The sequence below is a fragment of the Terrilactibacillus laevilacticus genome, assembly GCF_006517395.1.
Lineage (GTDB): Bacteria > Bacillota > Bacilli > Bacillales > Sporolactobacillaceae > Terrilactibacillus > Terrilactibacillus laevilacticus.
In genome coordinates this window covers 41,524-66,751 of the sequence record NZ_VDCY01000006.1, presented here as the reverse complement: position 1 = coordinate 66,751, position 25,228 = coordinate 41,524, and the positions used below count along the sequence as shown (strand labels likewise).

The window sequence follows — 25,228 nt, the reverse complement described above, 5'->3', positions numbered from 1 at the left end:
GAAATTAGGATAGTTCTTTTAGTTTATCAAAGATTAATTATGATATATTCTTCGATCAAATAGGAAGAACGATCCCGAAAGTTCAGGACCGTTCTTTTTATCCTCTTCTTAGTTCTTTGGAGTAAAAATTTATTTCTTTGCAATCTTACGCAATAAGTAAAGTGCATAAATAATTGCAGGAATAGATCCGATAAATAGAATTAGCTTTATTATTCCAAAGATAAAATAAAAAGGAGATATAGTTATATTCATATTTTTACAATGCCCCTTCAATTAAATTTGTTCAATCTCCATATAAGTACCTTGCGCATTAATATCATACCCTACTTTTTCTGCTTTCCAATCAGTAACCTCACATGAAGCATCTACATCAGATAGATATGAACCATTTGTACCTGCTACAGTAGCAAAACGCATTTTTAGAAATATGTGCCTACTGAGTAATAGTTGACTAATACCAAGGTTGATGCAGTAACTCCGAATGATTTAAGTTTTGGCTGTAGCAGTATAACGTCTATCTCCATACGCTTTTGTTTCATTACGATAATTAGACAAATCTACTGAACGGGTACTTATAAGACTAGTATTATCTGTTTTGTCTGTTGAAGAGAGACTTACAGATGAGCCGTCCTCTAATTCAAAGTCCTTGATAGTATAATTATCTCCTATATTTGTTTATTATGACAAAAATTACAGAAAAGGAAAAACAATACTTTATTTTTTTAAAAAAACTCAGTACACTAGAACTAGTAAAAAAATATTTTTATGACAAGGAGATGGTTAAATTAAAGAGAAAGAAGATTTTATTTTTTATTTTAACTCTAGTATTATCTCTAGGTGTAGTAGGATCGTTTAAAGCTTATGCTTATGACGACAATAACATTAGCTTCTCATTTACAATTAAAGCAGATCAGACTAATAGCGATACAGGGACCCAACCCAGAGCTACTACTACTAGAAACACTTGGAAAGTTCATATGTATAAATCAGAAGAAGGAACAGGGACTCTTACGACGTATTGGTTAGAAAATAAAAATAATACAAATGTTTCACCAGCTATAGATGTGAAAGCTGGAAGTGGAAGTACATCCTCTGGTGGAAGTTATTATGTTCGTGCCGATTCAGGAGCGAATAATGAAGATGTAAAATTAACAGCAGAAAATAATAATTATTCATCTCATACTTATTCTGTTTATGGCTATTGGGATGAAGAAACCGGATATATTTTACCAGGTCAATATAATACTTATCACGTAAGATAAAGGAAAAAAGAATAGAAAGCATCTTGCCGCTATAGCGACAAGATGCTTTAAAGAGGTGAGAGCATGAGAAGTTATTACATAAGATTATTCTCCTTTTTAGCTTTTACGCTTCCTTGTGTAGCGGTGTTTCGACTGTTGTATGCTGGTGCTTTCCAGAAATAAAATATGCTTATCCTCTAAGTTTTTTTATTTGGTATTCTCAGATACTTGGTGGTCTAACGTCTATGGCTATGATATTTCAACCATTTAATGAAATTGATATTGACGGTATGTTAAAAACTCTTCTACGAACTTTGCTTTTATTTGGTTTAATCATTCTAGTTGGTTATATTTATAAGGTAAAGACAGATGAAATCTAAATATATTAAATTGAAATCAGCAATAGTAGCTTGGTTGTATTTCTTAATATTGTGGCTTGTGTTTAATTATCCCTATTGGTTAATGGATAATGAAAATGCTGATCTGTTAGATTCGCTTATATATAATTCAAGTAGAAGTGATTCAGGTTACTTCTCGATTAAGTATCTCTTTATTTTTTACATTGTTCCCTTTTTACTTTTTATTCCTTACTTCGTTCATGCTGAAAATGCGGAGATTGTACTAAAATATAAAAATAGAAGTCAATTTTATATTGCTAGAAGTCTACAAATATTATCAGCAGCAAGTATCTTTTCCATATGTATTATCTCAATAAATATAATAGGTAACTACATGTTAGAGCATGCTCATTTTTTAGAATACAATTATGGAATTATCAGTTTATTTAATATTTTTTCTATGATATGTATTTATTTTTGGATTGGCCTATTATATTATATCATCTTAGACTTTTGGGGATGGAGATTAGCTTTTTTTCTTACCTTTTTTCTTTGTGCTATTTTAGGATTTGGAATGATTTATTTCGGTTTAAAATGGACTCCTGCGGGTGATGTTAATTTAATGGATTTTCTAATTATTAGAAAAATCACGTATACACAATCTATGGTTGTCATTGTAAGAGAGGGAATGATTGCTATTATAATCTTTATCATTGGTTTGTTCTTAATTGATAAAAAAGATTTTAGTTTGGAGCAATCTAAATGAAAAGAGAATATTATATAGCTGTTTTAATTGTTATTTTTATACAACTATTTTGTTATTATCAATGGGATAGTGCCTCTATTGATACGACGGGACTTGTCATTTTAGGAGGATTAGAAGGTCATTATAAATATCTCCTTTTAGCCACTTGGTATCTTTTTTTCGCTTCGATAAGTTTTTCGTTTATTGGATATATGAGATCATATCTAGTTGGACATGGCATCTATGTACTTATAAGAGAGAAACGAAAAATAAAAATACCATTAAAACGTTTTTGTCATATCTTTTTTTTCATTACTCTATATTGTTTTATACAAGTTATGGTATCTATTATATTTGGATATTTTTCAGATATGAACCAGAAATCAGTACATATTAATTTAACTATGTTTATAACAAGTTTCTTGTTATATATTATGACATTATTTGTATTAATTTGTTTTCAAATCACACTTGAGTTGTGGTTATCAGAACCAGTAGCTCTATTAGTTACTAATATATATATACTGGGGTCTATCATTTTTGGCGGTATTATCTTACAGGAAGGAAAAGGCTATTCTCTACTTTATTTGTTGATTTCAAATTTTAGTATGATTAAAAGAACCGATATATGGCACAATCATGCAAACTAGATTTCTTTTCCATTAGCGATGTCAGTGTTAATCGGATTTGAACTTATTTTATGTATTGTAGCTGGGTTAAGATTAAAAAGAATGGATATTTTGTGATGAGGTGGAGAACAAATGAAAATTATAGTGACGGGTGTAAGCAAAAAAATTAAAAAGCAACATGTTCTTAATAATATCACATTAGAATTTAGAAATGGCGTTTTTTATGGGCTTTATGGAAGGAACGGCTCAGGAAAAACAATGCTACTTAGATCTGTCGCAGGACTTCTTCGTCCCTCTGCTGGGAAGGTTGAAATAGATGGGAAGGATATATATAGCGAAAATAAATTTCCTCCAAGTATAGGTGTTATTATTGAGAATACGTCTTTATTGCCTCAGTATGATGCGTTTACTAACCTAAAGTTGTTATCTAAAATTAAAAAGATAGCGACTGATGAAGATATTAAGAGTGCAATTAGACGAGTGGGTCTAAATCCTGATAATAAATTGAAGGTAAGAAAATTTTCATTAGGAATGAAGCAAAGATTAAGCATTGCTCAAGCGATTTTTGAAAAACCGGACATTCTATTACTTGATGAGCCAACGAATGCCATAGACGAGAATGGGGTACAAGAAGTATATCGAATCATACAGGAAGAAAAAGAACGAGGAGCAACCATTATCCTTACAAGTCATCATAAACAAGATCTTGATATTTTAGCTGATGAATTTATACACATGGATCATGGAGAAGTTATTCATGAGTAGAAATAAAAAGATTTTAGCGGCTTTTCTTATCATTGTTTTTATTGGAGTATTTTCTTACCATTATGTTATTGAACGATTTGCTGTAAGCAGTTTAACAAGAACTGAAGGAAGAAATCCAGCTCATCAAAAAATATTGGGATCAGGAAACTATGTTGTAGGTAAAGGCATTGACCAAGGATATTATGATATACAAGTTATAGAAGGTAATTTGGTGGTTTCCGGAGATGAATTGGAAGCAAATAATACACTGCACGCCATACCATACTGGAATAATAATAAGATATGGATAACTGGAAAGGGAAAGGTAGAATTTAGTCCATCAAGTTTTTCAAGGTTGAAAAAAGAGGACGACCATTATATCATTTCTGAATCAGGGTATTATGTTGTTGGAAGTGAAATACCCTCAGGTAAATATCAAATTATATTAACTGACAGCACTATACCTGTGGATGTTTTTATCGATATTAAGAATAATAAAAATGAAAGTTATAAATCTATACAATGGGATAAAAAGAAAAAAGCACATTCACATATTTTGTATTTAAAAAAGGGATTTCAGTTGTACGTTGACAAAAAAGATGAAGGAAACCACCAAGCAGAGAAAGTAAAGATAATATTGAAAGAAATAAAAAGTTAAATCATTTAAATAATATTAATTAAGCGACCTAAGTCTTTCAAATGATGACTTTAGGTCACTAGTTGTGAATGTAAATATTTTCTATTTCGATGATAATTCACTTTCATCAAGCCATTTATGATTCCTGACGATTTCTCCGCCAGTTGTTGGTGTGTAATCCACCATATAGACGATCGTTTTTTTAGAAGAATCGATGGTGGCTTTGGCTCCTTTCATTCCTTTCATATGATCTGCTTCGATGGTTACTTTTGTTCCAGGTGCTAATGTTTTGTTGCCTGCATTTTTTATCTCTTCTTGAATGACCCATTTATGATTCGTCACTCTTTCACCACCGGTCGTAGGCGTATAAGATACGGCATAAGCTGTCGTGTTATAAGCACCAACAATAGTAGCAGTAGCTCCTTTCATCCCTTTCATATGATCTGCTTGAATGATGGCTTGGCTTCCCACTTTATACTTTGGATTCTTTGCTAATTTTAAGTTTTTGGGCACAACACCGCTTGAACTCGAATGTGAGTGTGAATTTTCACTTGTTTGATGATTAGAACCATTTTGATTGTGATTATTCGAACAAGCAGAGATAGCCAGCAGAAACATGAGTAACAAAGAAATCATCATTCCTGTCACTAATTTTTTCTTAGTCATAATGGAGTCCTCCTTCAAAGTGCCTTCAAAATACATTTATAATATTATAGCTCTGACTAAACGAATTGAAGGTATTGACTTTAGCGAAGTATTTAACAGAGACGATATTATTAATAAATATCAACGTAGCATTTATACTATACCCAGGTTGAGTATACTCTAATCAAAATAAATTAAATCAAAATAAAATGAACATGTTAAAGATTTGATAGTATTTATTAGTTTATTAAGAGTAGCAAGAATTTCAAAGTGACTGGATAAGCGAATAAAACGACTGGTGACATACATAACCTTATTTTCCAGTGGCATACTAGTTATTGCAAAGGAGGGATGGAAAAGTGGTAAAACCAAAACCTGATGATCGTTCTGATAATGTGGAAAGAATCGAAAATAACATTGGCCATACTTTGCAAAACATAGATGAAGCCAATGATTATGTTAAAGCCCATAGTGATGAAATAAGTGCGGAAGTTAAAGAACAAATCAAAGAAAAAAATCAACGCCGCGAAGATAGTATTGAAGGTTTGCGTGAAGAAATTAAAGATGAGGCAACCTACCAAAAACATCAATGATGAAAGATGGTAATAATTAAAGACACTCATTAACGCAGGAATCCGAATATGATGATACTGCTTTTTTATAATGTATGAAAAACCTCTCGGGCGTTGTCAATCGGCATCGTCTGAGAGGTTTTATTTAATACATATACTTAAATCTTTTTTCTCTTTGTAGTATAGAAAGTAAATAATAAATAAGATAAAATAGGAGAAACCTGACTAAAAAAGGTTTGAGTGAACTCGTTTCAGCAAGCTGAAACTTCGGAAAATCAGGTGGAGATTCTACTCCACCTGATTGAAAGATCCCACCTTCGCTTCGCTTAGAGGTGGAGGTCTTAACCCTTAAAACACGAAGAGATAAAAAATGATCTAACAGATGGAGGTATCATGCTTAACACACAAAAAACTCAAGTTCTTGACTGCACAATTCGAGACGGTGGACTCGTCAATAATTGGAACTTTAACATAGATTTTGTCCGTGATTTGTACAACTATTTAAATGCTTCTGGTGTGGATTATATGGAGATTGGTTATAAGAATTCACCGAAATTAGTATCGACAGATGGGGTAGGACCATGGCGTTTCTTGGATGACCAATTTTTAAAAGAAGTTCTTCCGAATAAACAACATACCAAACTCTCTGCAATAGTTGATATAGGCAGAGTGGATGAAAATGACATCCTACCATGCGCGGAAAGTCATTTGGATATGATTCGTATTGCGTGTTATTTAAAGGATGTCGGGAAAGCAATTAAATTAAATAATACGTTCAAAGCTTTGGGCTATGAGACAAGTGTTAATATTATGGCTGTTTCTAATGCTATGGAGCATGATTTGTCTGAAGCATTGGTTAAATTAAATGACAGTAGTGTTGACATCACCTATATTGTTGATTCTTATGGCAGTCTGTATCCAAGAGATATAACCTATTTAGCCGATAAATTTAGCCGACAATGTCCGAATAAGAAATTAGGTATTCATGCTCACAATAATCTGCAGCTTGCCTATGCCAATACCTTGACAGCTATTGAAAAAGGAGTTCAATATCTCGATTGTTCCGTTTATGGTATGGGAAGGGCAGCTGGTAATTGTCCAACAGAATTAATTCTAGGATATTTAAAGGAACCTCAATACGAGGTCAAACCAGTATATGAAGCGATTGAAAAATTAATGATCCCCCTGCGAAAAGAAGTCGAATGGGGTTACATTATTCCATATACAATCACAGGCCAATTAAATGAACATCCGCGTTCGGCTATGGCTTTAAGACATAGTGAAAATAAAGATCGCTACAAAGATTTTTATGATCAATTAACAAATGTGGAAACAGCACTTGAGTAAATAAATGAAGGAGGGATGCATTTTGTGTATTCCTCTTTTTTAAACAAATAATATTGATAGAAATATAATGAGTAAGTGAATTATAATGGTTAAGAATTGAATCCTGAGCAAATCACATATGAAAAATTGTTGAAGTATTCATATATACATAGGGGGATGGGAAATGGGGATTATAGCTGGCGGGAAGTCAGATTTTATTTTAGAAGCATCCGTATTAGACATGCACCAGGCTATGGAATCTGGAGATATCTCGTCTAAAGAATTAGTTCAGATGTATCTCGATCGTATCGAAAATTATGATAAAAAAGGTCCAAATATCAATTCTATTCTGGAAGTTAACCCTGATGCTTTGATGATAGCTGATAAGCTAGATCAACAGAGACCCCTTATAGAAAATAGAGGACCGCTTTATGGCATCCCCGTGATCATAAAGGACAATATAGACACGGCTGATCATATGCATACAAGTGCAGGTTCTGTCGCTTTAGCTAATCACACGGCTACTGAGGATGCTTTTATCGTGAAAAAATTACGTGATGCTGGAGCCATTATTTTGGGAAAAGCCAATATGACGGAGTTGGCCAATTTTGTCACAGAAGGGATGCCAAATGGTTATAGTTCGCGTGGCGGACAAGTGCTCAATCCATATGATTCATCTTTTGAGGTCGGAGGTTCTAGTTCAGGAACAGGGGCAGCCATTGCGGCTAATTTTGCTGCAGTAGGTGTAGGAACGGAGACCTCGGGTTCCATTCTCATGCCTGCAAGCGTGAATTCACTTGTTGGTATTAAACCGACGATTGGACTAGTTAGTAGAGCTGGCATTATACCACTTTCTCATACTCAAGATACAGCGGGTCCGATGACACGATCAGTAACAGATGCAGCGATTCTTTTGAACGCCATTGTAGGAATAGATGAAAAGGATGATGCCGCTCAGTTAAGTCTCGATCGTTTACCTAGAGATTATATGAAGTACTTAAATGGCGATGGATTAAATGGTTCTCGAATCGGGGTAGATCGACGCTACTTAAATTCTCTGAGTCAAGAGGAGCAACAACTGATTGATCAAGCTCTTGGGGATATGAAAAAGGCCGGGGCTATCATTGTTGAGTCAATTATAATTCCTTCTAAAGAGGAATTAGATCATTTTGATTCGATTGTCATGTACCATGATTTTAAAATGGATATCAATCAATACCTTAATCAATTACCGCCTTCGATGCCTGTTCACTCACTTAGCGATCTGATCGAATATAATAACGCTCATGCAGATATAGCATTAAAGTATGGTCAAACCATACTTGAACGTTCTGAAAAGACGAGCGGTGACCCATTTGATCCTCAATATCTTGCTGATCGTGCTCTTGATATTAAATTGTCACGAACTAACGGTATCGATCCAGTTATGAAAGAGTATGAGCTTGATGCATTAGTGTTTGAGAATGCTTGGGGTTCTGATATTGCAGCAAGAGCGGGTTATCCTTCAATTACAGTTCCAGCTGGATATACGAATGAAGGAACTCCTGTGGGTGTGACATTTACCACTATGGCATTTCAGGAGCCAAAATTATTTGAGCTTGCCTTTGCATACGAACAGCAAACAAAACATCGGAAAGCTCCAACATTAGAATAATGCGTTAATAAGAAGCTAGGAGAAATTATATACTCCTAGTTTTTTTCTTTTTTGATTAATCAAATTCGGTGATTGTTCTTAGGATTGAAAAAACTTATTTAAAAAGCGATTCATTAACAGTGATAGGCTCTAAATTTATAGGGAAAGTAAAGGCTATCATTTAAAATCCATAATTGGATATGAAAAAATGTGATTTCTAATTGAATGGATTGTAAACCAAAAGGGCTAAAAAATAATCATTAATAAAACTCGTTCTATTATCCTGACTTTCTTGACATCCTATTAATAGAAGAGGCGCACATTTATTGACGATTGGAGAGGGAAAGTCGACAAATATGTCTATAATATTCCAAAAAACGACAAATATATGTATTATTTTCTAAAATAATGCATAAAAATTTAAATATCGATATATTTCTTAAATAACTAAGAGAATTATGGATGTATCTTGGTTACTTTTTTATATCTAACAAGAATGTAAAAAACACCAAAAAAACCGTTTCATTTGACCTAGTCTATACATACTAAATGTGTATTTGGTACTTTTTTTGTTACATTTGTTCGAATTGACGCATCTTTGTCATCCCAGTAATCTATGAGGCATAGAAACAATCTTCATATCCATTTCAGATCAATTGCTTAATGGTAGATTTCAGAATACATATCAAATGCATTTGTATAAAGTAATCGTGTCACTTTAGAAATTTAAGTCACATTCTTAAAAAAAGATGTCGATAGAAGCTTCTTAGAGATTTAAACCTGATAATTTATCAATTAAGCAAATCTAAATGGGGATAGGCGTTTCTTGGGCTAAAAAGGTTGTCTGACATTCCTACATAATAAGATAGGGTTATTGTTAACCAACTTTTTTAGAAACACTTTTCAATAAGAGAGGGAGGATTTTGATGAACATCAGTAAGTATCTTAAACAAGCTACAGCAGTTACTTTTGCAACTGCATTGCTAGTAGGTGGCGGAGCTCAAACATTTGCAAAAGAGAAAAACAGCACAGATTATAACGAGGATTATGGAATTTCTCATATCACACGTTATGACATGCACAAATTTCCTGAACTACAAAAAAGTGAACAATTTAAAGTTCCTTCATTTGATGTATCATCAATCAAAAATATTCCTTCAGCTAAAGATTATGATAAAAATGGGAATTTGATTGACTTAGACGTATGGGATAGCTGGCCTTTGCAAAATGCGGATGGTACAGTCGCAACTTATAAAGGATATAACATTGTTTTCGCCTTAGCAGGGGATCCTAAAGATGGAAATGATACACATATCTATGTGTTCTATCAAAAAGTAGGTGAAACTTCGCTAAATAGTTGGAAAAATGCCGGACGAGTATTTAAAGATAATGATAAATTTGTTCCAAACGACCCTCATTTAAAATATCAAACTCAAGAATGGTCTGGTTCGACCACTCTTACAAAAGACGGTAAGATACGCCTGTTTTACACTAATTTCTCTGGCGCACCAGAAGATGGCGGTACAGGTTATAGTAAACAAACATTAACGACAGCTCAAGTCAATCTCACTCAGCCAGATCATAATACAATAAAAGTCGATGGTGTAGAAGATTATAAATCGATTTTTGACGGAGACGGAAAAATTTATCAAAACGTTCAACAGTTCATCGACGAAGGTGGATTTGCTTCAGGCGACAATCATACGTTAAGAGATCCTCACTATGTTGAAGATAATGGTCATAAATACCTTGTCTTTGAAGCAAACACTGGAACAGAAACAGGTTATCAAGGTGAAGATCAATTCAATAATAGTGCTTTCTATGGTGGGAATAAAAAATTCTTCGAATCAGAAAGAAATTTCCTAGTCCAAAGCCCTAAAAAATATGATGCTACAATCGCTAATGGAGCACTAGGTATTATCGAAATTAATGACGACTATACTTTGAAAAAAGTATTAAAACCATTAATCACATCTAATACGATTACGGATGAAATTGAACGTGCTAACGTATTTAAAAAGGATGGAAAATGGTATCTGTTCACAGATTCAAGAGGCGCTAAAATGACGATTGATGGAATCGGTACTAAAGACATTTATATGTTAGGTTTTGTATCTAAATCTCTAACAGGTAATTACAAACCATTAAATAAAAGTGGTCTCGTTTTACACATGGATTTAGATCCATATGACATTACGTTTAATTATTCTCACTTTGTTATTCCAAATAACTCAAAAGATAACAATTTAGTGGTAACAAGCTATGCAACAAATAAAGGATACTTTAATGATCATCATTCTACATTCGCACCAAGCTTCTTATTAAATCTTAAAGGATCAAAAACATCCGTCGTAAAAGACAGTGTTCTTGAACAAGGACAATTGACAAGATAAGATATGTTTCTTGATTTTCACTAAAAATTTGCATACAATATAGAAAATGCCGATAACCTGTTATCGGCATTTTTATTTTCTTTACCAACATGAAAAACAAGACAACAAAGTGAGGCATAAACGTGAGGAAAAAGATAATGTCTAAACAAAAATATATCTGGTTTTTAAGTTCAATGATAGGTTTAATTGCTCTTATTATCGTTGGAATAGTGCTTTTTCAGGAACCTCCAAAGAAAAAGGAAAAGGTTACTCATCCTAAGCATCATAAGCCAACTTATCGGGCGACTTATCACTTTACAGCACCCGATCAATGGATGAATGATCCACAAAGGCCAATCTATCTAGATGGAAAATACCACTATTATTATCTCTATAATCGGGACTATCCGAATGGTAATGGAACGGAATGGCGTCATGCGACATCCAAAGATTTGGTACACTGGAAGGATGAAGGAATTGCTATCCCGAAATATACAAATAAAAATGGGGATCCTTGGACGGGCTCATTCGTTGTAGATCAAAACAATACAGCGGGCTTCGGTAAGGGAGCTTTTATTGCTATTGTGACTCAACCTTCAGCCGATGGCGGAAAGCAAGAACAATATCTTTGGTATAGCACCGACAAAGGAAAATCATTCAAATCATATCGTGATGATCCTGTTATGCCCAATCCTGGTACAAAGGATTTTAGAGATCCGAAAATTATCTGGGACGCACAAGAAAGTAAATGGGTACTACTTATGGCTGAAGGCTCGAAAATTGGTTTTTATGAATCGCGCAATTTAAAAGATTGGCGTTACACAGGGGCTTTCACGACACAGAATATAGGAATTGTTGAATGTCCTGATCTTTATCAAATGAAAACAAATGATGGGACATATAAATGGATTCTTGGTGTAAGTGCAAACGGTAAATCAATCGGCAAGCCAAATACCTATGCCTATTGGATTGGTGATTTTACTGGAAGTGGATTTAATACTGATCAAACTGTGCCTAAATGGTTAGATCATGGTTTTGATTGGTATGGTGGTGTCACTTTTGAGAGTGGAAAAAAGAGTGAAAAGTTCACCAAACGTTATGCGATAGCCTGGATGAATAATTGGGATTATCCAAATGAAACACCTACAAGGGTTGAAGGCTTTAATGGGTTTAATTCGGTTGTTCGACAAATTCAATTAAAGCAGGTTGGAAGCCATGATTATAGCTTGGTGTCACAGCCTATATCGTCACTTAAAAAATTGACATATAGAACAGATTCATTTGATGAGATCAAAGTAAAAGGTTCGAAAACATTAAGAGCCTCAGGCGATGCTTACCAGCTTGATACGGATATCTCTTGGTCAGAAGCGAAAAATATTGGGATAAGACTGCGGGAATCAAAAGATAAATTGCGGCACATAGATGTAGGAATTTTTCCTCAAGGTGGTTATTCCTATGTTAATCGGGGATCTACTGATCAGCCTGATAAAAGCCATAAGTATGTCGAAAGTAGAGCTGCTTTTGATAAAAATAAACACAACGTCCATCTAAAAATACTTGTCGATAAAACGAGTATTGAAGTGTTTATTGATGACGGTCAAGTTGTTCATTCAAGTGAAGTGTTTGCCCCTTTAGAAGATCGAGGAATTTCATTATTTTCAGATGATGGTACGGCAGTCTTTAAAAACGTAAAGATTCAACACTTTGACTCGATCAAGGAAAACTAAAAAAATGAAATACACTCATTCGATAAAGAAAACTTGCCGATTGGCTAGCCTATAAGGCGCAGACAGAGGCCTAGAATGTGTCACTACGGCTTCGCCTTCGCGACAACTCGATGCTTAATCGAAGAAGATTATGCTAGTTGCACTTACACTTTATACCTTAAATTTTTAGTTAAGAAAGCTTGGAAAGAACTTCAACGTGTTCTCTCCAAGCTTCTTTAAGGTTAATCTTCAATTGGAAACCATCCTGGTGTATGGATAATTGCTTGCCAAAGTGGGTCCGGAATAACTAATTTTTCTTGATCGTCTCTATTTAGTTTAGTGATGATTTCATTTTCTCTTCCTTCTTTAATCTTTTGAACCCAGTCAGGATCAATAATTAATTCGCGGCCGATAGCGAGTAATGGAATACCTGTTTCAAAGGCTTTTAAAGCATCCACCGCCGTATAAATGGAACCAACACCAATGACTGGTACACGATCACCTACACGTTCTTGGATGATCTCAATACGAGATCGAGTATCTTCAACTCCTCGTCTAGGTTTTGACCAGAAATCGAGGACGGATACATGAAGGTAATCGAGATTTTTATTTGTTAAAGCATCGACGAGGGCTAGTGTATCTTTCATTGTGATTCCAGGTGTTTCGGGTTCTTCCGGAGAAAAGCGGTACCCTACAAGAAAAGGTTCTTTTGCATGAGTGTCTACAACTTTTTTCACTTCATCAACAACGGCAAGTGGGAAAGTTAAACGTTTTTCTAAACTACCGCCCCAACGATCTTCGCGTCGATTGGAATGAGGCGAGAAGAATTGCTGAATCAGATACCCGTTTGCACCATGAATTTCGACGCCATCAAATCCCGCTTCAATGGCTCTTCGAGTTGTTTCACCAAAGTCATGAATAATCGATTCTATCTCTGAATCGGTCAGTTCACGTGGAGTGGGTGAACCATCTTGTTCAACAGGAACAGCACTCGCACTGACAACATCGCCATTCGGAACTACATCAGGAGGGCACATGCGACCACCGTGAAAAATTTGCAGTACAGCTTTTGCTCCTTGTTCTTTAATAGATGTTGCAAGACGTTTTAAACTAGGTACCATCTCATCTGTATGGCCAGCAAATTCACCTGGGAACCCTTTCCCATTAGCTGAAACATACGTACAAGCAGTAATGACCATACTAACGCCTTTGGAACGACGAATGTAATAGTTCACTTCTGAGTCTGAAACCGTACCATCTTCATTTGAAGAGTAGTTGGTCATCGGCGCTAAGATAATCCGATTATCTAATTGAATGCCATTGGAAAATGTAAATGGTTTGAATAGCCCATCATATTTTGGATTAGTCATAAATTTTCCTCCAATAAAATGTAATAAATAAAATTACAGTTAAAAAGTATCTAAAAGATATTTTTATCCTAATCTAAACCATTTATACCGTCAAAATAAATGCTCTAAACTTCGAAAGACCTTGCCATCCGAAATTTAGAGCTAACATCCGATTTTATCCCGCCTTAACGGCAAGTAAAGACCCCCACCTCAAGATTCTGAGTATTCAAAGAAGATAGGTGGGGGATCAACTGCCCGTAAAGGTCCGATTGGTTCAGGCTTTCCATCAGTGGGGGATGACGCAGGCTAAAAACGCGACGTCCTGTCGCAACGCCTGCACTAGCACATCCTGTGCGTCGAAAAACCCCCACCGATGGAAGTTTCACTTTATTTTGTATTGTTTTGTTTCTTCAGACGAAGGACGTTGATAAAGAAAAGACCATGTCCAATAAAGTTTCTTTTCCACATTCTTTTAGGCTCAAGAGCCATTCGAAACAACCACTCTAAATTAAGTTTTCTCATTAATTTTGGCGCCCTACGCACATTTCCCGATGCAAAATCAATATAGGCACCGACAGCAAACCGTACTGGGGAATTGATCTCTTGATCATATTGACCAATAAATTTTTCTTGGAGAGGAACTCCCATCCCTACAATGAGAACATCTGCTTTAGACTGATTGATTTTTTCAATTATCCTCTCATCGGAATTGAAATAGCCATGGTGGTATCCTGCAATTTTAAGATGTGGATAAGAAGATTGAATATTAGATACTGCAGCTTCAATATTCTCTTCTTTTGCACCAAGTAAAAAAATTGACGCATCAAGTTTTTCGCATTTCTTTAAGACTTGTGGCATTAAATCTGTTCCATTTAGATTTTCTTTTAGTTCAATATTAAATAATTTGGCTCCAAGCGTAATCCCCAAACCATCATTTAATACATAATCTGCATTATTTAAATACTTAAGATAGTCAGCATCCTTTTGAGCGATATTGAAACAGTGATCGTTTAAGAAAAAGATGTTCTTTTTGGATCCGCATTTCATTTTTTCTACAAATTCGTTTAAAAAACGTTCCTTAGAAATGACGCTGACGCCAATGTTTCCTATATATTTCTTGTTCATATTAGTTCCTCGTTTATAATTGACCGTTTTGGTTAATGTATCACTATTAATAATATAATCATAGAAAAGTCATAGTCAAGGTTGTAAGTTGAAAGGTTAGATCATGTATGTAGGATAAAAACCAATAAAAAACGCCGTTATATCACTTATTGTTTTCTTACGGGTTTACCGCTAAGCTTTTTTCTTTCCTATTAAGAAAAACTAGTCATAATATCATAGGGCTAAAATAAGAACAAATGTTCGCATTTATGTGTTATACTAGAATCGTAAATAGAATAGTTCGAGGGCGGAACGCAAGCTGCCTCCTTTTAGTTTAAAAGGAGGGGGGTGAGGATGATATGACGACATTTGAAACGATCACGCTAATGATTAATTTCGCATCTTTAGTTGTTCTAATCGGGTCGTCTAAAGAAAAGCATAAAAAATAATCCGCCCTCGAGCTAGCCACTCATGCGGATTATTTTCTAATTGCAGGGCGATCGCCTTTTGAGCGATTCTGTTTACACTTCCGTCAGTGTTAGTGGCACTGACGGTATTTTAGAAATTTAGACCATAATTTATCTTAATTATACCTTATCTCATAGGTATAAACAATGATATAGGGGATGATTAGGGTTTTGGTTGTTGTTGCGTAATACAATGAATATTTCCTCCCCCTAGGGCAATTTCTTTCGTGTTCACTTGGATGACTTTCCGATCAGGAAACAAGGCCTGTACTTGTTCAAACGCATTTTGGTCTTGTTTATCTCCAAAGGCAGGCATGACGACCCCTCCATTGCAGATATAAAAATTGACATACGTAGCAGCAAGGCGTGTACCTGATCTGCGCCTGTAGCTTTGTTTGGCACGATCTATTAAGCGAGCTTCTTCATCGGAAAGGACGAGTTGCTTAGGTATTTGGATCTTGTGTATTTCTAGTCGTCTTCCTTTGGCATCTTTTGAATGTTTTAATACTTCATAAGCGTCATTTAGTACCTCATATTGTGGATCATTCATGTCTTCAGTCCAACTCATACAGACAACGCCGGGTCTTACAAAAGTAACCACTTCATCGACATGCCCATCTGTTTCGTCATCTAGCATTCCATTTTTTAACCAAATGATTTTTTGTACATTTAAGTATTCAGATAGTAGTAATTCAATATCTTGACGCGTCAAGTTTGGGTTTCGATTAGGATTTAGTAAGCATTGTTCTGTTGTAATCAATGTTCCCTCTCCGTCAACCGTGAAGGCTCCACCTTCTAAAACAATATGATTCGCGTCATAACGACGTTTCCGCTCAATATCGAGAACTTTCTTTTTCACAAACAGATCCTGATCCCATGGAAAGTACAAGCCGTCTTTGAGTCCCCCCCATGCATTAAAACCCCAATCAATTCCCCGTACCTCTCCTTGACCGTTTTTAACAAAAGTTGGACCGATATCTCGCATCCATGCATCATTGTAGGAAAGTTCTACTACACGGACCTGCTGAGGGAATAGGGACCGTACGTGTTCATACTGTTGACTCATAACGCCCATAGTCACAGGTTCGAATTGGGAGATCGCCATCGCAACATCGTAAAAAGCCATTTGAGCGAGTTTGGCACCAAGTCGCCAGGTATCTGTTCGAATAGGCCACAGCATCCACGTTCCTTCATGAGGTTCGAATTCGCCTGGCATCCAGAAGCCATCATGGGTAGGTTTATTATTTTGAATGGTTGTTCCTATTGCTAAAGGTTTCATTTTATACACCTCATATTTGTCTCTTTTAATTTGTACTCTTCTAGATAATTGGGAAATAAGACGGACATTTCCCAAATCCCTTTTACATCTCCCATAAAAATGGTAAACACGATTTGAGTGCCATTCTAAAAAGTTTTGATCAGGTCATATGCGGCACCCCCTACCTGAATGAATCATCTTTTTTGTTCTAAACAAATATAATGTCTTTTCTATAACATGATCATAAACTCTGGAGTAACACCAAAGTCAATAGCCATTTTAGAAATTTTCAGTTATTGTAAAAATTAAATGATATTATAGTGCGTGTTCAAAAAGGTGACAAATTAGAAGCAAGAAGGCTAAGAGCGGCGCTGTTTTCTTTGGACCGGCATTCCACATGATGTGGTAGCTTCAAGCGCCAGCCACAGGACGTGAGCAATTTTAGCCAGCGATCCTCTTGTATCCACTACATGAGGACCGGAAAAACAAGTGGGCGCCGAGATTCGCAGTTTATCATTTGGTGACTTTTTGAGCAACTTCTTATAGTATAAAAGGTAAAATAAGAGGGATACGAGGGACTAGTCATGAAGAAATTAACCATAAGTAAGATGGCTCAACTAAGGGGATTAAGTGTAGATACGTTAAGACATTATGACAAAATTGGTTTGTTCAAGCCTTCTGAAGTCGATCCAAAAACGGGATATCGTTATTATTCAATTTTACAGTATGAAGTCCTAGGCACTATTAAAGAACTTCGCCAAATTGGCATGCCGATCAAAGAAATAAAAGCGTTCATGAGCAATCGAAATGTTGAACAATCACTTAATTTATTAAAAAAATCGATTGCTGACATAGAGAGTCAAATCATCGAGTTAAAGAAAATCTCATCTATATTAAGTCAACGTGTCTCGCACATTGAACAATTTAAAGATACCTATAGAAAGGCTAGTATTGTTCTTAAAAAGTTTAAAAAAAGAGAATACATTCTTTTACCTAGAATAGTTAATATGGATGATGAAGAGACGTCATCCTATGGTTTTATAGAGTTAGAGAAAAAGGTCAAAGGGACCATACCGATATTGGCAAGTAATCGGTTTGGGGATATCTTGACAAAAGACTATCTTAATCAAGTACGTCAGACGTCTTCACCCATAAATATACCCAAATCAGAGATGTTCATTATTGTAGAGGGGGATGCGGTGGATCAGAATATAAAGACATTTGAAGAAGGTACTTTTATATGTTCCTATTATAGAGGGTTTGATCCCCAAAAAAGATTTGAATGTTTGAAATCGCTCATAGACTATTGTGATGATCAAGGCTGGGACATTATAGGAGATGCCTTGCATATTATTCAGATTGATATCACCATTACTGACCAAGTAGAAGAGGCGTGTTACGAGATTCAGATTCCTGTTAATCCTTGAAGAACGCGTACAACTTCTTTAAGGTTTTTTTGTACAGGTGTTGGATGAGAAAATGATAGAATGTTTGATAAATAGACATCGCGAAAATATATTCTAGATATAAAGGAGGAAAAGTCTATGAAAGTACATATCATTCAGCACGTTCCTTATGAAAGTCCAGGATTAATTGAAGATTGGTGTTGCCAGCATAATTATGCTATAGAGATCATTAAACAATATGAGTCACAATCTATTCCGAGGGTAGAAGACGTTGAATTCTTAGTTGTCATGGGTGGTCCCATGAATATTTATGAAGATAATCGATATCCATGGTTACCAAAAGAAAAAGAGTTAATCTCTGATTGTATTCAGCAAGGGAAAAAAGTATTCGGTGTTTGCTTAGGGGCTCAATTAATTGCGGATACGCTAGGAAGCAAGATTTATCAAAATAAAGAAAAAGAGATAGGTTGGTTCCCTATCCAAAAATCCGCTGATTTAAATTTTACTGCTCACATCCCTCAGGAATTGATGGTTTTACACTGGCATGGGGACACCTTTACTTTACCAGAAAAAAGCACGAGACTTTTTGAAAGTGAAGTTTGTGAAAATCAAGGATTTATATATGATAAACATGTTGTAGGTTTACAATTCCATGTTGAAATGACTGAAGAGAATCTAAAGGAAATTGTAAAACATAGTCAAGCTGAACTTCAAGAAGAGGGAGACTATATTCAAACAGAACAAGAGATTATGAAGTTTACTATTCCAAAAGAAAATAAAACGTTTCTTTTTGGTTTACTAGACAAAATGGTTAGAATTTAAATTTATTAAAAAAACAAGTTGTTTGTTTTAGCACTACTTAAAAGCGATATTAAATCATGATTCATCAGCTGAAGTGTGATTTGCAATCTGAATCTCATCAAAGTTGATATTTTTACGTAATTCTAACCCAATTTCGGGAGTGATTTCTTCATTATCTAACATATCTTGTACGATATCCCGCTCCATTCGTATCACTGAAATAAGGATATTATGAAATTGACGATTAAACCTGTCCTCTTGTTCGGATGTTAACTGAAGTAATTTTATATCTCTTTCATATTTTTGTATGATAAATTCTGCTTCTTTTTGGTTAGCTTGGGTTTGATGTTTTTTTATAGCATCAAGGGCTGCATTTAGGACGGTTTTCTGCGTATCTCTAAAATGCTTATAAATACCCAAGTCATCATTTATATCTATTTTATCTTCTTGATCTATATTTCTTATTGCTTTTCGTTTTTTGAAAAAATACCGGATATTTAACCAAAAACGGTAGAAATCAGGTAATTGTTCAAATTGCTCTCTTTTTTGTAAATAAACAATATAAGCTTCTTGAAGATCAGGTGATATTTTTTTCTCACGAGCTAGCGCTAATAGTTTATCTTGTTCAGCTTGATAGGATAAAAAATATAACTTTTTAATTCTCTTAGCTGTTTGGCTATGTTTAATTCCTTGTTCAGTATACAAGAGTTGTTCTCTTATGTCTTTGACAACATGGTTCAAAGCTAATTTATTATCTTCAGTTTGTTTTTGATTTAATAAAGAGATCGTTCTTTGTAGCATTAAACGATTCGCTTCATGGAAAGTCATTTTACCTTTTTGACTCTCATTTGGCCTTTTTAACATTAATGGTAAAGTTATGACAGCAAAAAGTAAGCTCAATAAAATGACTCCTGCAGCAATAAATAAGATGGTATTTCTTAAAGGAAAGGGCGCCCCATTTGATAACTGATAAGGGATAGATAGCGCGATGGTCAATGTGATTGTTCCATTTATCCCGCAAGTCGCTCCAATGAAAGCATAGCGAAGACGAGAAAATTTTTCTGACAGCATTGGGTCTAATCTGACTTGCACTTTACTAGACTTAATTTTAATAAATGGGTTTGTCCCTTCTTTTCCGAACCATCGGTATAGGGAAAAAATCCAAAGAAATCGTATCATGAATAGTAAAAAGGCAATCAAAAAGGTCATAAGAATGACTTGACTATAGTTATCTTCTTTGAATAAATTTCTAAAGACATTGGGTAAAAGGAAGCCAAGTAATACAAAAACAAAACCATTTAATGTATAGCCAAAGAAAGTCCAAGTGTTTGTTGAAACGATTTGCAGGTTCGGTGTCGTTCGTCTGAGTCGATCTTTTTCTAAGGCATGAATGAGACCTGCAGCTACAACAGCTAATATGCCAGATACATGTAGTTCTTCACTAATATAGTAGACGACAAAAGGTGTTAAAATTTGAATGAGAACAATCATCGGTACTTCTTCAAATTCATATTTATGTAAAACTAATCTTAGTTTTAAAATCATATAACCAAGGATCGTTCCAACAATGATTCCACCAAATGAAATAAAGAGAAAGTTAACTATGGCACCGTGTATGGTAAAAACACCTGTTAATGCAGCTGCTAGAGCGACCTTAAAAGAAACGATACCAGCAGCGTCATTAAGTAACGATTCACCTTCCAGGACTGGCATCATTCCCTTTGGCAAAGAAAGGCCTTTAGTTATGGATTTCATTGCAACATTATCTGTAGGTGAGAGAATGGCCGCAAGAGCAAACGAAACAGCAAGTGGCATTGAAGGAATTAAAACGTGAAGTGTTAACCCAATTAAAAGAACCGTCGTAAAGACAAGCCCTAAAGCCATTAATATAATAGGAGTTTTATATTTCCACATTTCTCTTGGCGATGCATGCCAAGCGTCACTAAAAAGTAAAGGTGCAATAATACAAATTAAGAAAAGGTTAGGATCAAAATCAAATGATAAATGAAGAGGTAAAAAGGATACAACAGCCCCCAAAATAATTTGACAGAGCGCAGATGGAATAATAGATATTTGCCTATTTAATATTGTTGCTAGAATAATAACCATAAAAAATACAAACAAAGCTAGTAAGAACGTCATAAATATCACCTCACTCATTTATTATCTATATCTCTACCATATTAATTTGATTGAAAACAAACAGGTAACTTTTATATACCTCAAAGAGATTAAATCAAACTTAAAAATGACCAGACATCTTAGGGATAATGGCATCATGATTTGAAAGATAGAGGGATAGAGGACTTGATGTAGAAAATTTTACTTATGAGAAATTGTTTTTGTTTACCTTTATAAAAGGAGGTTTATTTATGTACGAATTAAAAACAAAGGAAAATGATCATAGTGTGATTGAGTTTATCGAAAATGTTGAAAGTCCAAAAAAAAGAGAAGATGCCTATCGGCTACTCGATATTTTTACTGAAGTCACAGGTTACCAAGCCAAGATGTGGGGACCAAGCATTATTGGGTTCGGATCCTACCATTACAAATATGCATCAGGTCACGAAGGTGATGCACCTCTTGTTGGATTTTCCCCTCGTAAAGCTAAGATTAGTTTATATTTTGCAACTGGAGATTCAAAACGAGAAGAATTATTAAAGGATTTTGGAAAACATAGCGCAGGAAAAGGATGTGTTTATATTAATAAATTAGCGGATATCAACGAGGATACTTTAAAAGCACTTATTCGTCAATCGGTCACGTTTCTTAAAAAAACATATCCAAATAATTAGAGTGATCTTTATATCAGCATGTTGCACTCCTGATATTTATTTGTTAAGAACTTCATGCTGCTCTGTTAAATAGCTTTTATTAAGTAGTGTAAAGATAAAATAAGTGAATAATTTAACACTTCCAATATCATCCATTCGATAGTATGCTCCTATTGTCCTATGTCTTTTTACATTAATATGACAAGATTTATAAAATGTTAAAAGTATGACATCATCCCTTTTATCCCGCCTTAACGGCTAGTAAAGACCCCCACCTCAAGTTTCTGAGTTTTCAAAGAAGATAGGTGGGGGATGAAGAACCCCCCACTGATGGAAGTTTCACTTTATAAGTATTAGAATTTTATTCTAAACAAACCATGGTAGGAGCCATATTGTCATAAAGAAAGTGATAGCTTTCGGGATTGGTGATTTTAACAAAAATGATGCGATTTTTTACAAATGTAAAAATTTAATAGTACAATAGACATGGTTATATAGACTTAAATTAGTAATTGTCATATATTCTGTTACCTTAGACCTAGTTGACGATCTTTCACTATCAAAGTAATCTAGTGTTTGAGCGAGCCTTTGTTATACCTATCTAAACTATAGTTTGTTTTACTAGATTAACAATTAAATAGGCTTGTTTCTAGAAATAGCGATAATTATCATCGTTTTCTATACATCAACTACGAGAGGGGAACATCATGAATATAAAAAAGTTTGTCAAACAAGCTTCAGTAGTAACTTTTACGACTGCGTTACTTCTAGGTAGTGCAACACAAACTTTTGCAAAAGATAAAGATAGTAAGGGTTATAATGAGGACTATGGAATTTCTCACATCACACGTTCTGATATGCTTAAAATTCCAGAACAACAACAAAGTGATCAATTTAAAGTCCCTCATTTTGATAAAAATACAATTAAAAACATTCCATCAATAGATGGTTTAGATGTATGGGATAGTTGGCCATTGCAAAATGCCGACGGAACTGTAGCAAATTATAATGGTTACCACATTGTCTTTGCCTTGGCAGGGAATCCTAAGGTTGGTAGTGACACGTTCATTCATGTTTTTTATCAAAAAGTAGGCGAAACATCTCTTGATAGCTGGAAACATGCGGGGCGTGTATTTAAAGAAAATGATCATTTAAAACCGAATGATCCGATTCTAAATGACCAAGCAGAAGAATGGTCTGGATCTGCCACATTAACATCTGATGGAGAAATTCGTTTGTTTTATACAAACCGTGACAGCTATGCTCCGGAATCTGGACATTATGGAAAACAGACCTTAACGACAGCCCAGGTTAATGTATCTCAAGTGGATGACGCTACTTTAAAGGTTGATAGTATAGAAGATTATAAATCTATCTTCGATGGTGACGGTAAATACTATCAAACCGTTCAACAAGGTGCGGAAGTAAAGGGTGATAACCATACGTTAAGAGATCCTCACTATGTTGAAGACAATGGTCATAAATACCTTGTTTTTGAAGCTAATACAGGAACTGACGTTGGATATCAAGGCGATGATTCACTATTTAATAGGGCTTATTATGGCCATGGCAATAAATTTTACCAAGATGAAAAGAACAAACTATTACAAAGTCCTAAAAAGGAAGATGCGACTTTAGCGAATGGTGCCTTAGGTATTATTGAATTAAATGATGATTATACGTTGAAAAAAGTTATGAAGCCATTGATTGCATCGAACACAGTAACAGATGAAATTGAACGGGCTAACATTTTCAAAAAAGATGGAAAATGGTATTTATTCACAGATTCTCGTGGAGCTAAAATGACCATTGATGGTATCGGTAAGCAAGATATTTATATGTTAGGCTATGTATCAGATTCATTAACGGGATCATATAAACCATTAAATAGAAGTGGCTTGGTTTTACAAATGGATCAAGATCCAAAGGACATTACTTGGTCTTATTCTCATTTCGCCATTCCACAAGTGAAAGGTGATAATGTGGTTATTACAAGTTATATGACTAACCGAGGAACTTTTGAAGATCACCAATCTACTTTTGCTCCAAGTTTCTTAGTTAAGATTAAAGGATCAAAAACATCTGTTGTAAAAGATAGCATTCTTGAACAAGGTCAATTAACAGTTGAAGAATAAGTAAAGAATGAGAAAAAATGTCGATAGTAGATATCGGCATTTTTTTGCGTTCTTTTGTTAAAGGGAGTTTTTCCAAAAAACTATCTACATATCACGTCTGCTCAATTTTTGAGCAATTTTAGGCTAAATTAGAACCAATAAAAATATTTAAATAATTTTCAAAGTCAATATTGATTAACTCATGAGAATTATCCCATTCATAATATTTAACCTTTTTTAGAAATTGATGAAATTTAGGATTAGCATTTAAGAGAGAAATAATAAATTTATTTTTTTCTTTAGATGATCGACTTGCTGAGAGATCATTACGTAAGACAGATCTGACAATTCCTAATAAGATATCTGTTATTTCAATACCAACCTCGGTTTGTTTTGGTAAATAATCAGTGTTATTTATTGTAAAACGCTCACCACGATAAATAGATTGTATATTTAATTGTTTTAGCAGCTGATCCCGCAAATCATAACTTGTATTGTGGTAAGTTGAATCATCTTCAATATAAATATCTGCGTCAAGATGAAGGTGTGTACCATGCCCTCGGATCAAACCATAGACAATTCTCTCCGGAAATTTCATGAAAATAGTTTGGTCCGCGATATCAGGATACGTTTCTTTTAAGTGTTTGGAGTTTTCCTCAATTTTTGACTGATTATAAGATATAACATTCATACTTAATAAATGTTCTTTTTCAAGAACGGTACAAAGTATTTTCCATATTTGTTGGCGTGTTTTGCTATGTCCTTTATAATCAGTCCAATGTATCTTAGAATGCTTAATAATATTATTTAACTCTTGAATAGCGGTAGTGTTGTAATATGTATTGGGAATTAGAATACCGCCCATTAAATGAGGACGTGATTGATTTTTTCCGCTCTCATCAAAAAATACTTTAACAGAATAATTACTAAAGGATTGTTGTGACATATGAATATGAACCTCTTTACAAATTTATTTTTTTAGTGCATAATACGAATACAGATTCAATAGAAGTGGTATAGTAATACATAACTTGTTGCGCCATATAACTAGCGACACGTTATTTATTACTTGGTGATAATACTCACTGTGCCATATATGATCAGCGGTGCGTATTATTAATACCAGTAAAAAGGACTAGAAGTTTCTAGTCCTTTTTACTATACCATGTTTTTATTTATATAGGTTTATAAAAGTTTTTGTTAAATTAGTCATAATTGCGCCTCTTAATCTCAAACATTCTTCTTTAGTTGATACATGCAGATAACTTAGAGTAAACTACTTTTAATAAACCCAACTATAGTTCTAATCTTCTATCATTTTTTTGTATATGACTTTGCAAGTTTAACAATTCTCAGAAATAACATGT

Annotated in this window: 23 protein-coding genes; 16 read left to right on the top strand and 7 right to left on the bottom strand. The window is 34.5% G+C overall.

Annotated features, from left to right (window positions below; all coding sequences use genetic code 11):
• Positions 1–273: 273 nt before the first annotated feature.
• Positions 274–417 (bottom strand): hypothetical protein, encoded by a 144-nt coding sequence (locus FG390_RS15765; protein WP_181406442.1) that lies wholly within the window; start codon positions 415–417, stop codon positions 274–276.
• Positions 418–680: 263 nt separating this feature from the next.
• Between FG390_RS15765 and FG390_RS08915 the strand changes: the two genes are divergently transcribed.
• From FG390_RS08915 to FG390_RS08895, 6 genes are all read left to right on the top strand, one after another.
• A complete protein-coding gene (locus FG390_RS08915) occupies positions 681–1,262 on the top strand; it encodes a DUF2712 domain-containing protein (protein WP_141190707.1) in 582 nt (193 codons plus the stop codon).
• A 224-nt stretch (positions 1,263–1,486) separates the two neighbouring features.
• Positions 1,487–1,621: a hypothetical protein gene (locus FG390_RS16050; RefSeq protein WP_258311632.1), complete on the top strand. Its 135-nt coding sequence runs from the start codon at positions 1,487–1,489 to the stop codon at positions 1,619–1,621.
• Entirely contained in the window at positions 1,611–2,345 is a 735-nt protein-coding gene (locus tag FG390_RS08910; RefSeq protein ID WP_141190706.1) for a WxPxxD family membrane protein, read from the top strand. Before FG390_RS16050 ends, FG390_RS08910 begins: the two co-directional genes overlap by 11 nt.
• Entirely contained in the window at positions 2,342–2,974 is a 633-nt protein-coding gene (locus FG390_RS08905) for a DUF2705 family protein (protein ID WP_141190705.1), read from the top strand. Before FG390_RS08910 ends, FG390_RS08905 begins: the two co-directional genes overlap by 4 nt.
• 111 nt (positions 2,975–3,085) lie before the next feature.
• Positions 3,086–3,718 (top strand): ABC transporter ATP-binding protein, encoded by a 633-nt coding sequence (locus FG390_RS08900; protein ID WP_141190704.1) that lies wholly within the window; start codon positions 3,086–3,088, stop codon positions 3,716–3,718.
• Entirely contained in the window at positions 3,711–4,355 is a 645-nt protein-coding gene (locus FG390_RS08895; protein WP_141190703.1) for a hypothetical protein, read from the top strand. Before FG390_RS08900 ends, FG390_RS08895 begins: the two co-directional genes overlap by 8 nt.
• A gap of 81 nt (positions 4,356–4,436) precedes the next feature.
• On the opposite strand, the gene FG390_RS08890 is transcribed toward FG390_RS08895, so the two are convergent.
• Positions 4,437–5,003 carry a YdhK family protein gene (locus FG390_RS08890; RefSeq protein ID WP_373681545.1) on the bottom strand — a complete coding sequence of 189 codons (567 nt, stop codon included), beginning with the start codon at positions 5,001–5,003 and terminating at the stop codon, positions 4,437–4,439.
• 335 nt (positions 5,004–5,338) lie between these two features.
• On the opposite strand from FG390_RS08890, the gene tlp reads away from it, so the two are divergent.
• From tlp to levB, 5 genes are all read left to right on the top strand, one after another.
• Entirely contained in the window at positions 5,339–5,572 is a 234-nt protein-coding gene (gene tlp, locus FG390_RS08885) for a small acid-soluble spore protein Tlp (protein WP_141190701.1), read from the top strand.
• Positions 5,573–5,944: 372 nt separating this feature from the next.
• Positions 5,945–6,898, top strand: a complete 954-nt coding sequence (locus FG390_RS08880) for an aldolase catalytic domain-containing protein (protein ID WP_141190700.1) — start codon at positions 5,945–5,947, stop codon at positions 6,896–6,898.
• 163 nt (positions 6,899–7,061) lie between these two features.
• On the top strand, positions 7,062–8,531 hold the full coding sequence (locus tag FG390_RS08875) for an amidase family protein (RefSeq protein WP_141190699.1): 1,470 nt from the start codon (positions 7,062–7,064) through the stop codon (positions 8,529–8,531).
• Positions 8,532–9,436: 905 nt separating this feature from the next.
• On the top strand, positions 9,437–10,903 hold the full coding sequence (sacB, locus tag FG390_RS08870; protein ID WP_141190698.1) for a levansucrase: 1,467 nt from the start codon (positions 9,437–9,439) through the stop codon (positions 10,901–10,903).
• A 137-nt stretch (positions 10,904–11,040) separates the two neighbouring features.
• Positions 11,041–12,609 (top strand): 2,6-beta-fructan 6-levanbiohydrolase, encoded by a 1,569-nt coding sequence (levB, locus tag FG390_RS08865; protein ID WP_141190697.1) that lies wholly within the window; start codon positions 11,041–11,043, stop codon positions 12,607–12,609.
• A 221-nt stretch (positions 12,610–12,830) separates the two neighbouring features.
• Here levB and FG390_RS08860 read toward each other — a convergent pair whose 3' ends face one another.
• Both FG390_RS08860 and FG390_RS08855 read right to left on the bottom strand, forming a co-directional pair.
• A complete protein-coding gene (locus FG390_RS08860; RefSeq protein WP_141190696.1) occupies positions 12,831–13,958 on the bottom strand; it encodes an NADH-dependent flavin oxidoreductase in 1,128 nt (375 codons plus the stop codon).
• A gap of 366 nt (positions 13,959–14,324) precedes the next feature.
• The gene (locus FG390_RS08855) at positions 14,325–15,062 is read right to left on the bottom strand and encodes a WecB/TagA/CpsF family glycosyltransferase (protein WP_141190695.1); all 738 of its coding nucleotides are present in this window, start codon (positions 15,060–15,062) and stop codon (positions 14,325–14,327) included.
• A gap of 338 nt (positions 15,063–15,400) precedes the next feature.
• Here FG390_RS08855 and FG390_RS16210 point away from each other — a divergent pair, with 338 nt between their 5' ends.
• The gene (locus tag FG390_RS16210; RefSeq protein WP_219995051.1) at positions 15,401–15,490 is read left to right on the top strand and encodes a putative holin-like toxin; all 90 of its coding nucleotides are present in this window, start codon (positions 15,401–15,403) and stop codon (positions 15,488–15,490) included.
• A 181-nt stretch (positions 15,491–15,671) separates the two neighbouring features.
• Here the strand turns inward: FG390_RS16210 and aguA are convergent, their stop codons facing one another.
• A complete protein-coding gene (gene aguA / locus FG390_RS08850; protein WP_141190694.1) occupies positions 15,672–16,787 on the bottom strand; it encodes an agmatine deiminase in 1,116 nt (371 codons plus the stop codon).
• A gap of 563 nt (positions 16,788–17,350) precedes the next feature.
• On the opposite strand from aguA, the gene FG390_RS08845 reads away from it, so the two are divergent.
• Together FG390_RS08845 and FG390_RS08840 are read left to right on the top strand one after the other, a co-directional pair.
• Positions 17,351–18,193 (top strand): MerR family transcriptional regulator, encoded by an 843-nt coding sequence (locus FG390_RS08845; RefSeq protein WP_141190693.1) that lies wholly within the window; start codon positions 17,351–17,353, stop codon positions 18,191–18,193.
• 117 nt (positions 18,194–18,310) lie between these two features.
• A complete protein-coding gene (locus FG390_RS08840; RefSeq protein ID WP_141190692.1) occupies positions 18,311–18,994 on the top strand; it encodes a type 1 glutamine amidotransferase in 684 nt (227 codons plus the stop codon).
• A 54-nt stretch (positions 18,995–19,048) separates the two neighbouring features.
• On the opposite strand, the gene FG390_RS08835 is transcribed toward FG390_RS08840, so the two are convergent.
• On the bottom strand, positions 19,049–21,115 hold the full coding sequence (locus FG390_RS08835) for a Na+/H+ antiporter (protein ID WP_181406441.1): 2,067 nt from the start codon (positions 21,113–21,115) through the stop codon (positions 19,049–19,051).
• A 230-nt stretch (positions 21,116–21,345) separates the two neighbouring features.
• Between FG390_RS08835 and FG390_RS08830 the strand changes: the two genes are divergently transcribed.
• Positions 21,346–21,768, top strand: a complete 423-nt coding sequence (locus FG390_RS08830; protein WP_141190690.1) for a DUF1801 domain-containing protein — start codon at positions 21,346–21,348, stop codon at positions 21,766–21,768.
• 686 nt (positions 21,769–22,454) lie between these two features.
• The gene (gene sacB / locus FG390_RS08825; protein ID WP_141190689.1) at positions 22,455–23,882 is read left to right on the top strand and encodes a levansucrase; all 1,428 of its coding nucleotides are present in this window, start codon (positions 22,455–22,457) and stop codon (positions 23,880–23,882) included.
• Between the two features lie 118 nt (positions 23,883–24,000).
• Here sacB (FG390_RS08825) and FG390_RS08820 read toward each other — a convergent pair whose 3' ends face one another.
• On the bottom strand, positions 24,001–24,807 hold the full coding sequence (locus tag FG390_RS08820) for a DUF3800 domain-containing protein (protein ID WP_141190688.1): 807 nt from the start codon (positions 24,805–24,807) through the stop codon (positions 24,001–24,003).
• Positions 24,808–25,228 lie beyond the last annotated feature (421 nt).

Coding starts and splice junctions, on each gene's coding strand:
- sacB (WP_141190689.1), top strand. CDS start 22,455: ATGAATATAAAAAAGTTTGTCAAACAAGCTTCAGTAGTAACTTTTACG.
- FG390_RS08905 (WP_141190705.1), top strand. CDS start 2,342: ATGAAAAGAGAATATTATATAGCTGTTTTAATTGTTATTTTTATACAA.
- FG390_RS08840 (WP_141190692.1), top strand. CDS start 18,311: ATGAAAGTACATATCATTCAGCACGTTCCTTATGAAAGTCCAGGATTA.
- FG390_RS08855 (WP_141190695.1), bottom strand. CDS start 15,062: ATGAACAAGAAATATATAGGAAACATTGGCGTCAGCGTCATTTCTAAG.
- levB (WP_141190697.1), top strand. CDS start 11,041: ATGTCTAAACAAAAATATATCTGGTTTTTAAGTTCAATGATAGGTTTA.
- FG390_RS08875 (WP_141190699.1), top strand. CDS start 7,062: ATGGGGATTATAGCTGGCGGGAAGTCAGATTTTATTTTAGAAGCATCC.
- FG390_RS15765 (WP_181406442.1), bottom strand. CDS start 417: ATGCGTTTTGCTACTGTAGCAGGTACAAATGGTTCATATCTATCTGAT.
- FG390_RS08860 (WP_141190696.1), bottom strand. CDS start 13,958: ATGACTAATCCAAAATATGATGGGCTATTCAAACCATTTACATTTTCC.
- FG390_RS08845 (WP_141190693.1), top strand. CDS start 17,351: ATGAAGAAATTAACCATAAGTAAGATGGCTCAACTAAGGGGATTAAGT.
- FG390_RS08900 (WP_141190704.1), top strand. CDS start 3,086: ATGAAAATTATAGTGACGGGTGTAAGCAAAAAAATTAAAAAGCAACAT.
- FG390_RS08910 (WP_141190706.1), top strand. CDS start 1,611: ATGAAATCTAAATATATTAAATTGAAATCAGCAATAGTAGCTTGGTTG.
- FG390_RS08830 (WP_141190690.1), top strand. CDS start 21,346: ATGTACGAATTAAAAACAAAGGAAAATGATCATAGTGTGATTGAGTTT.
- FG390_RS08820 (WP_141190688.1), bottom strand. CDS start 24,807: ATGTCACAACAATCCTTTAGTAATTATTCTGTTAAAGTATTTTTTGAT.
- sacB (WP_141190698.1), top strand. CDS start 9,437: ATGAACATCAGTAAGTATCTTAAACAAGCTACAGCAGTTACTTTTGCA.
- FG390_RS16210 (WP_219995051.1), top strand. CDS start 15,401: ATGACGACATTTGAAACGATCACGCTAATGATTAATTTCGCATCTTTA.
- FG390_RS08880 (WP_141190700.1), top strand. CDS start 5,945: ATGCTTAACACACAAAAAACTCAAGTTCTTGACTGCACAATTCGAGAC.
- FG390_RS08915 (WP_141190707.1), top strand. CDS start 681: ATGACAAAAATTACAGAAAAGGAAAAACAATACTTTATTTTTTTAAAA.
- FG390_RS16050 (WP_258311632.1), top strand. CDS start 1,487: ATGGCTATGATATTTCAACCATTTAATGAAATTGATATTGACGGTATG.
- FG390_RS08895 (WP_141190703.1), top strand. CDS start 3,711: ATGAGTAGAAATAAAAAGATTTTAGCGGCTTTTCTTATCATTGTTTTT.
- FG390_RS08835 (WP_181406441.1), bottom strand. CDS start 21,115: ATGACGTTCTTACTAGCTTTGTTTGTATTTTTTATGGTTATTATTCTA.
- aguA (WP_141190694.1), bottom strand. CDS start 16,787: ATGAAACCTTTAGCAATAGGAACAACCATTCAAAATAATAAACCTACC.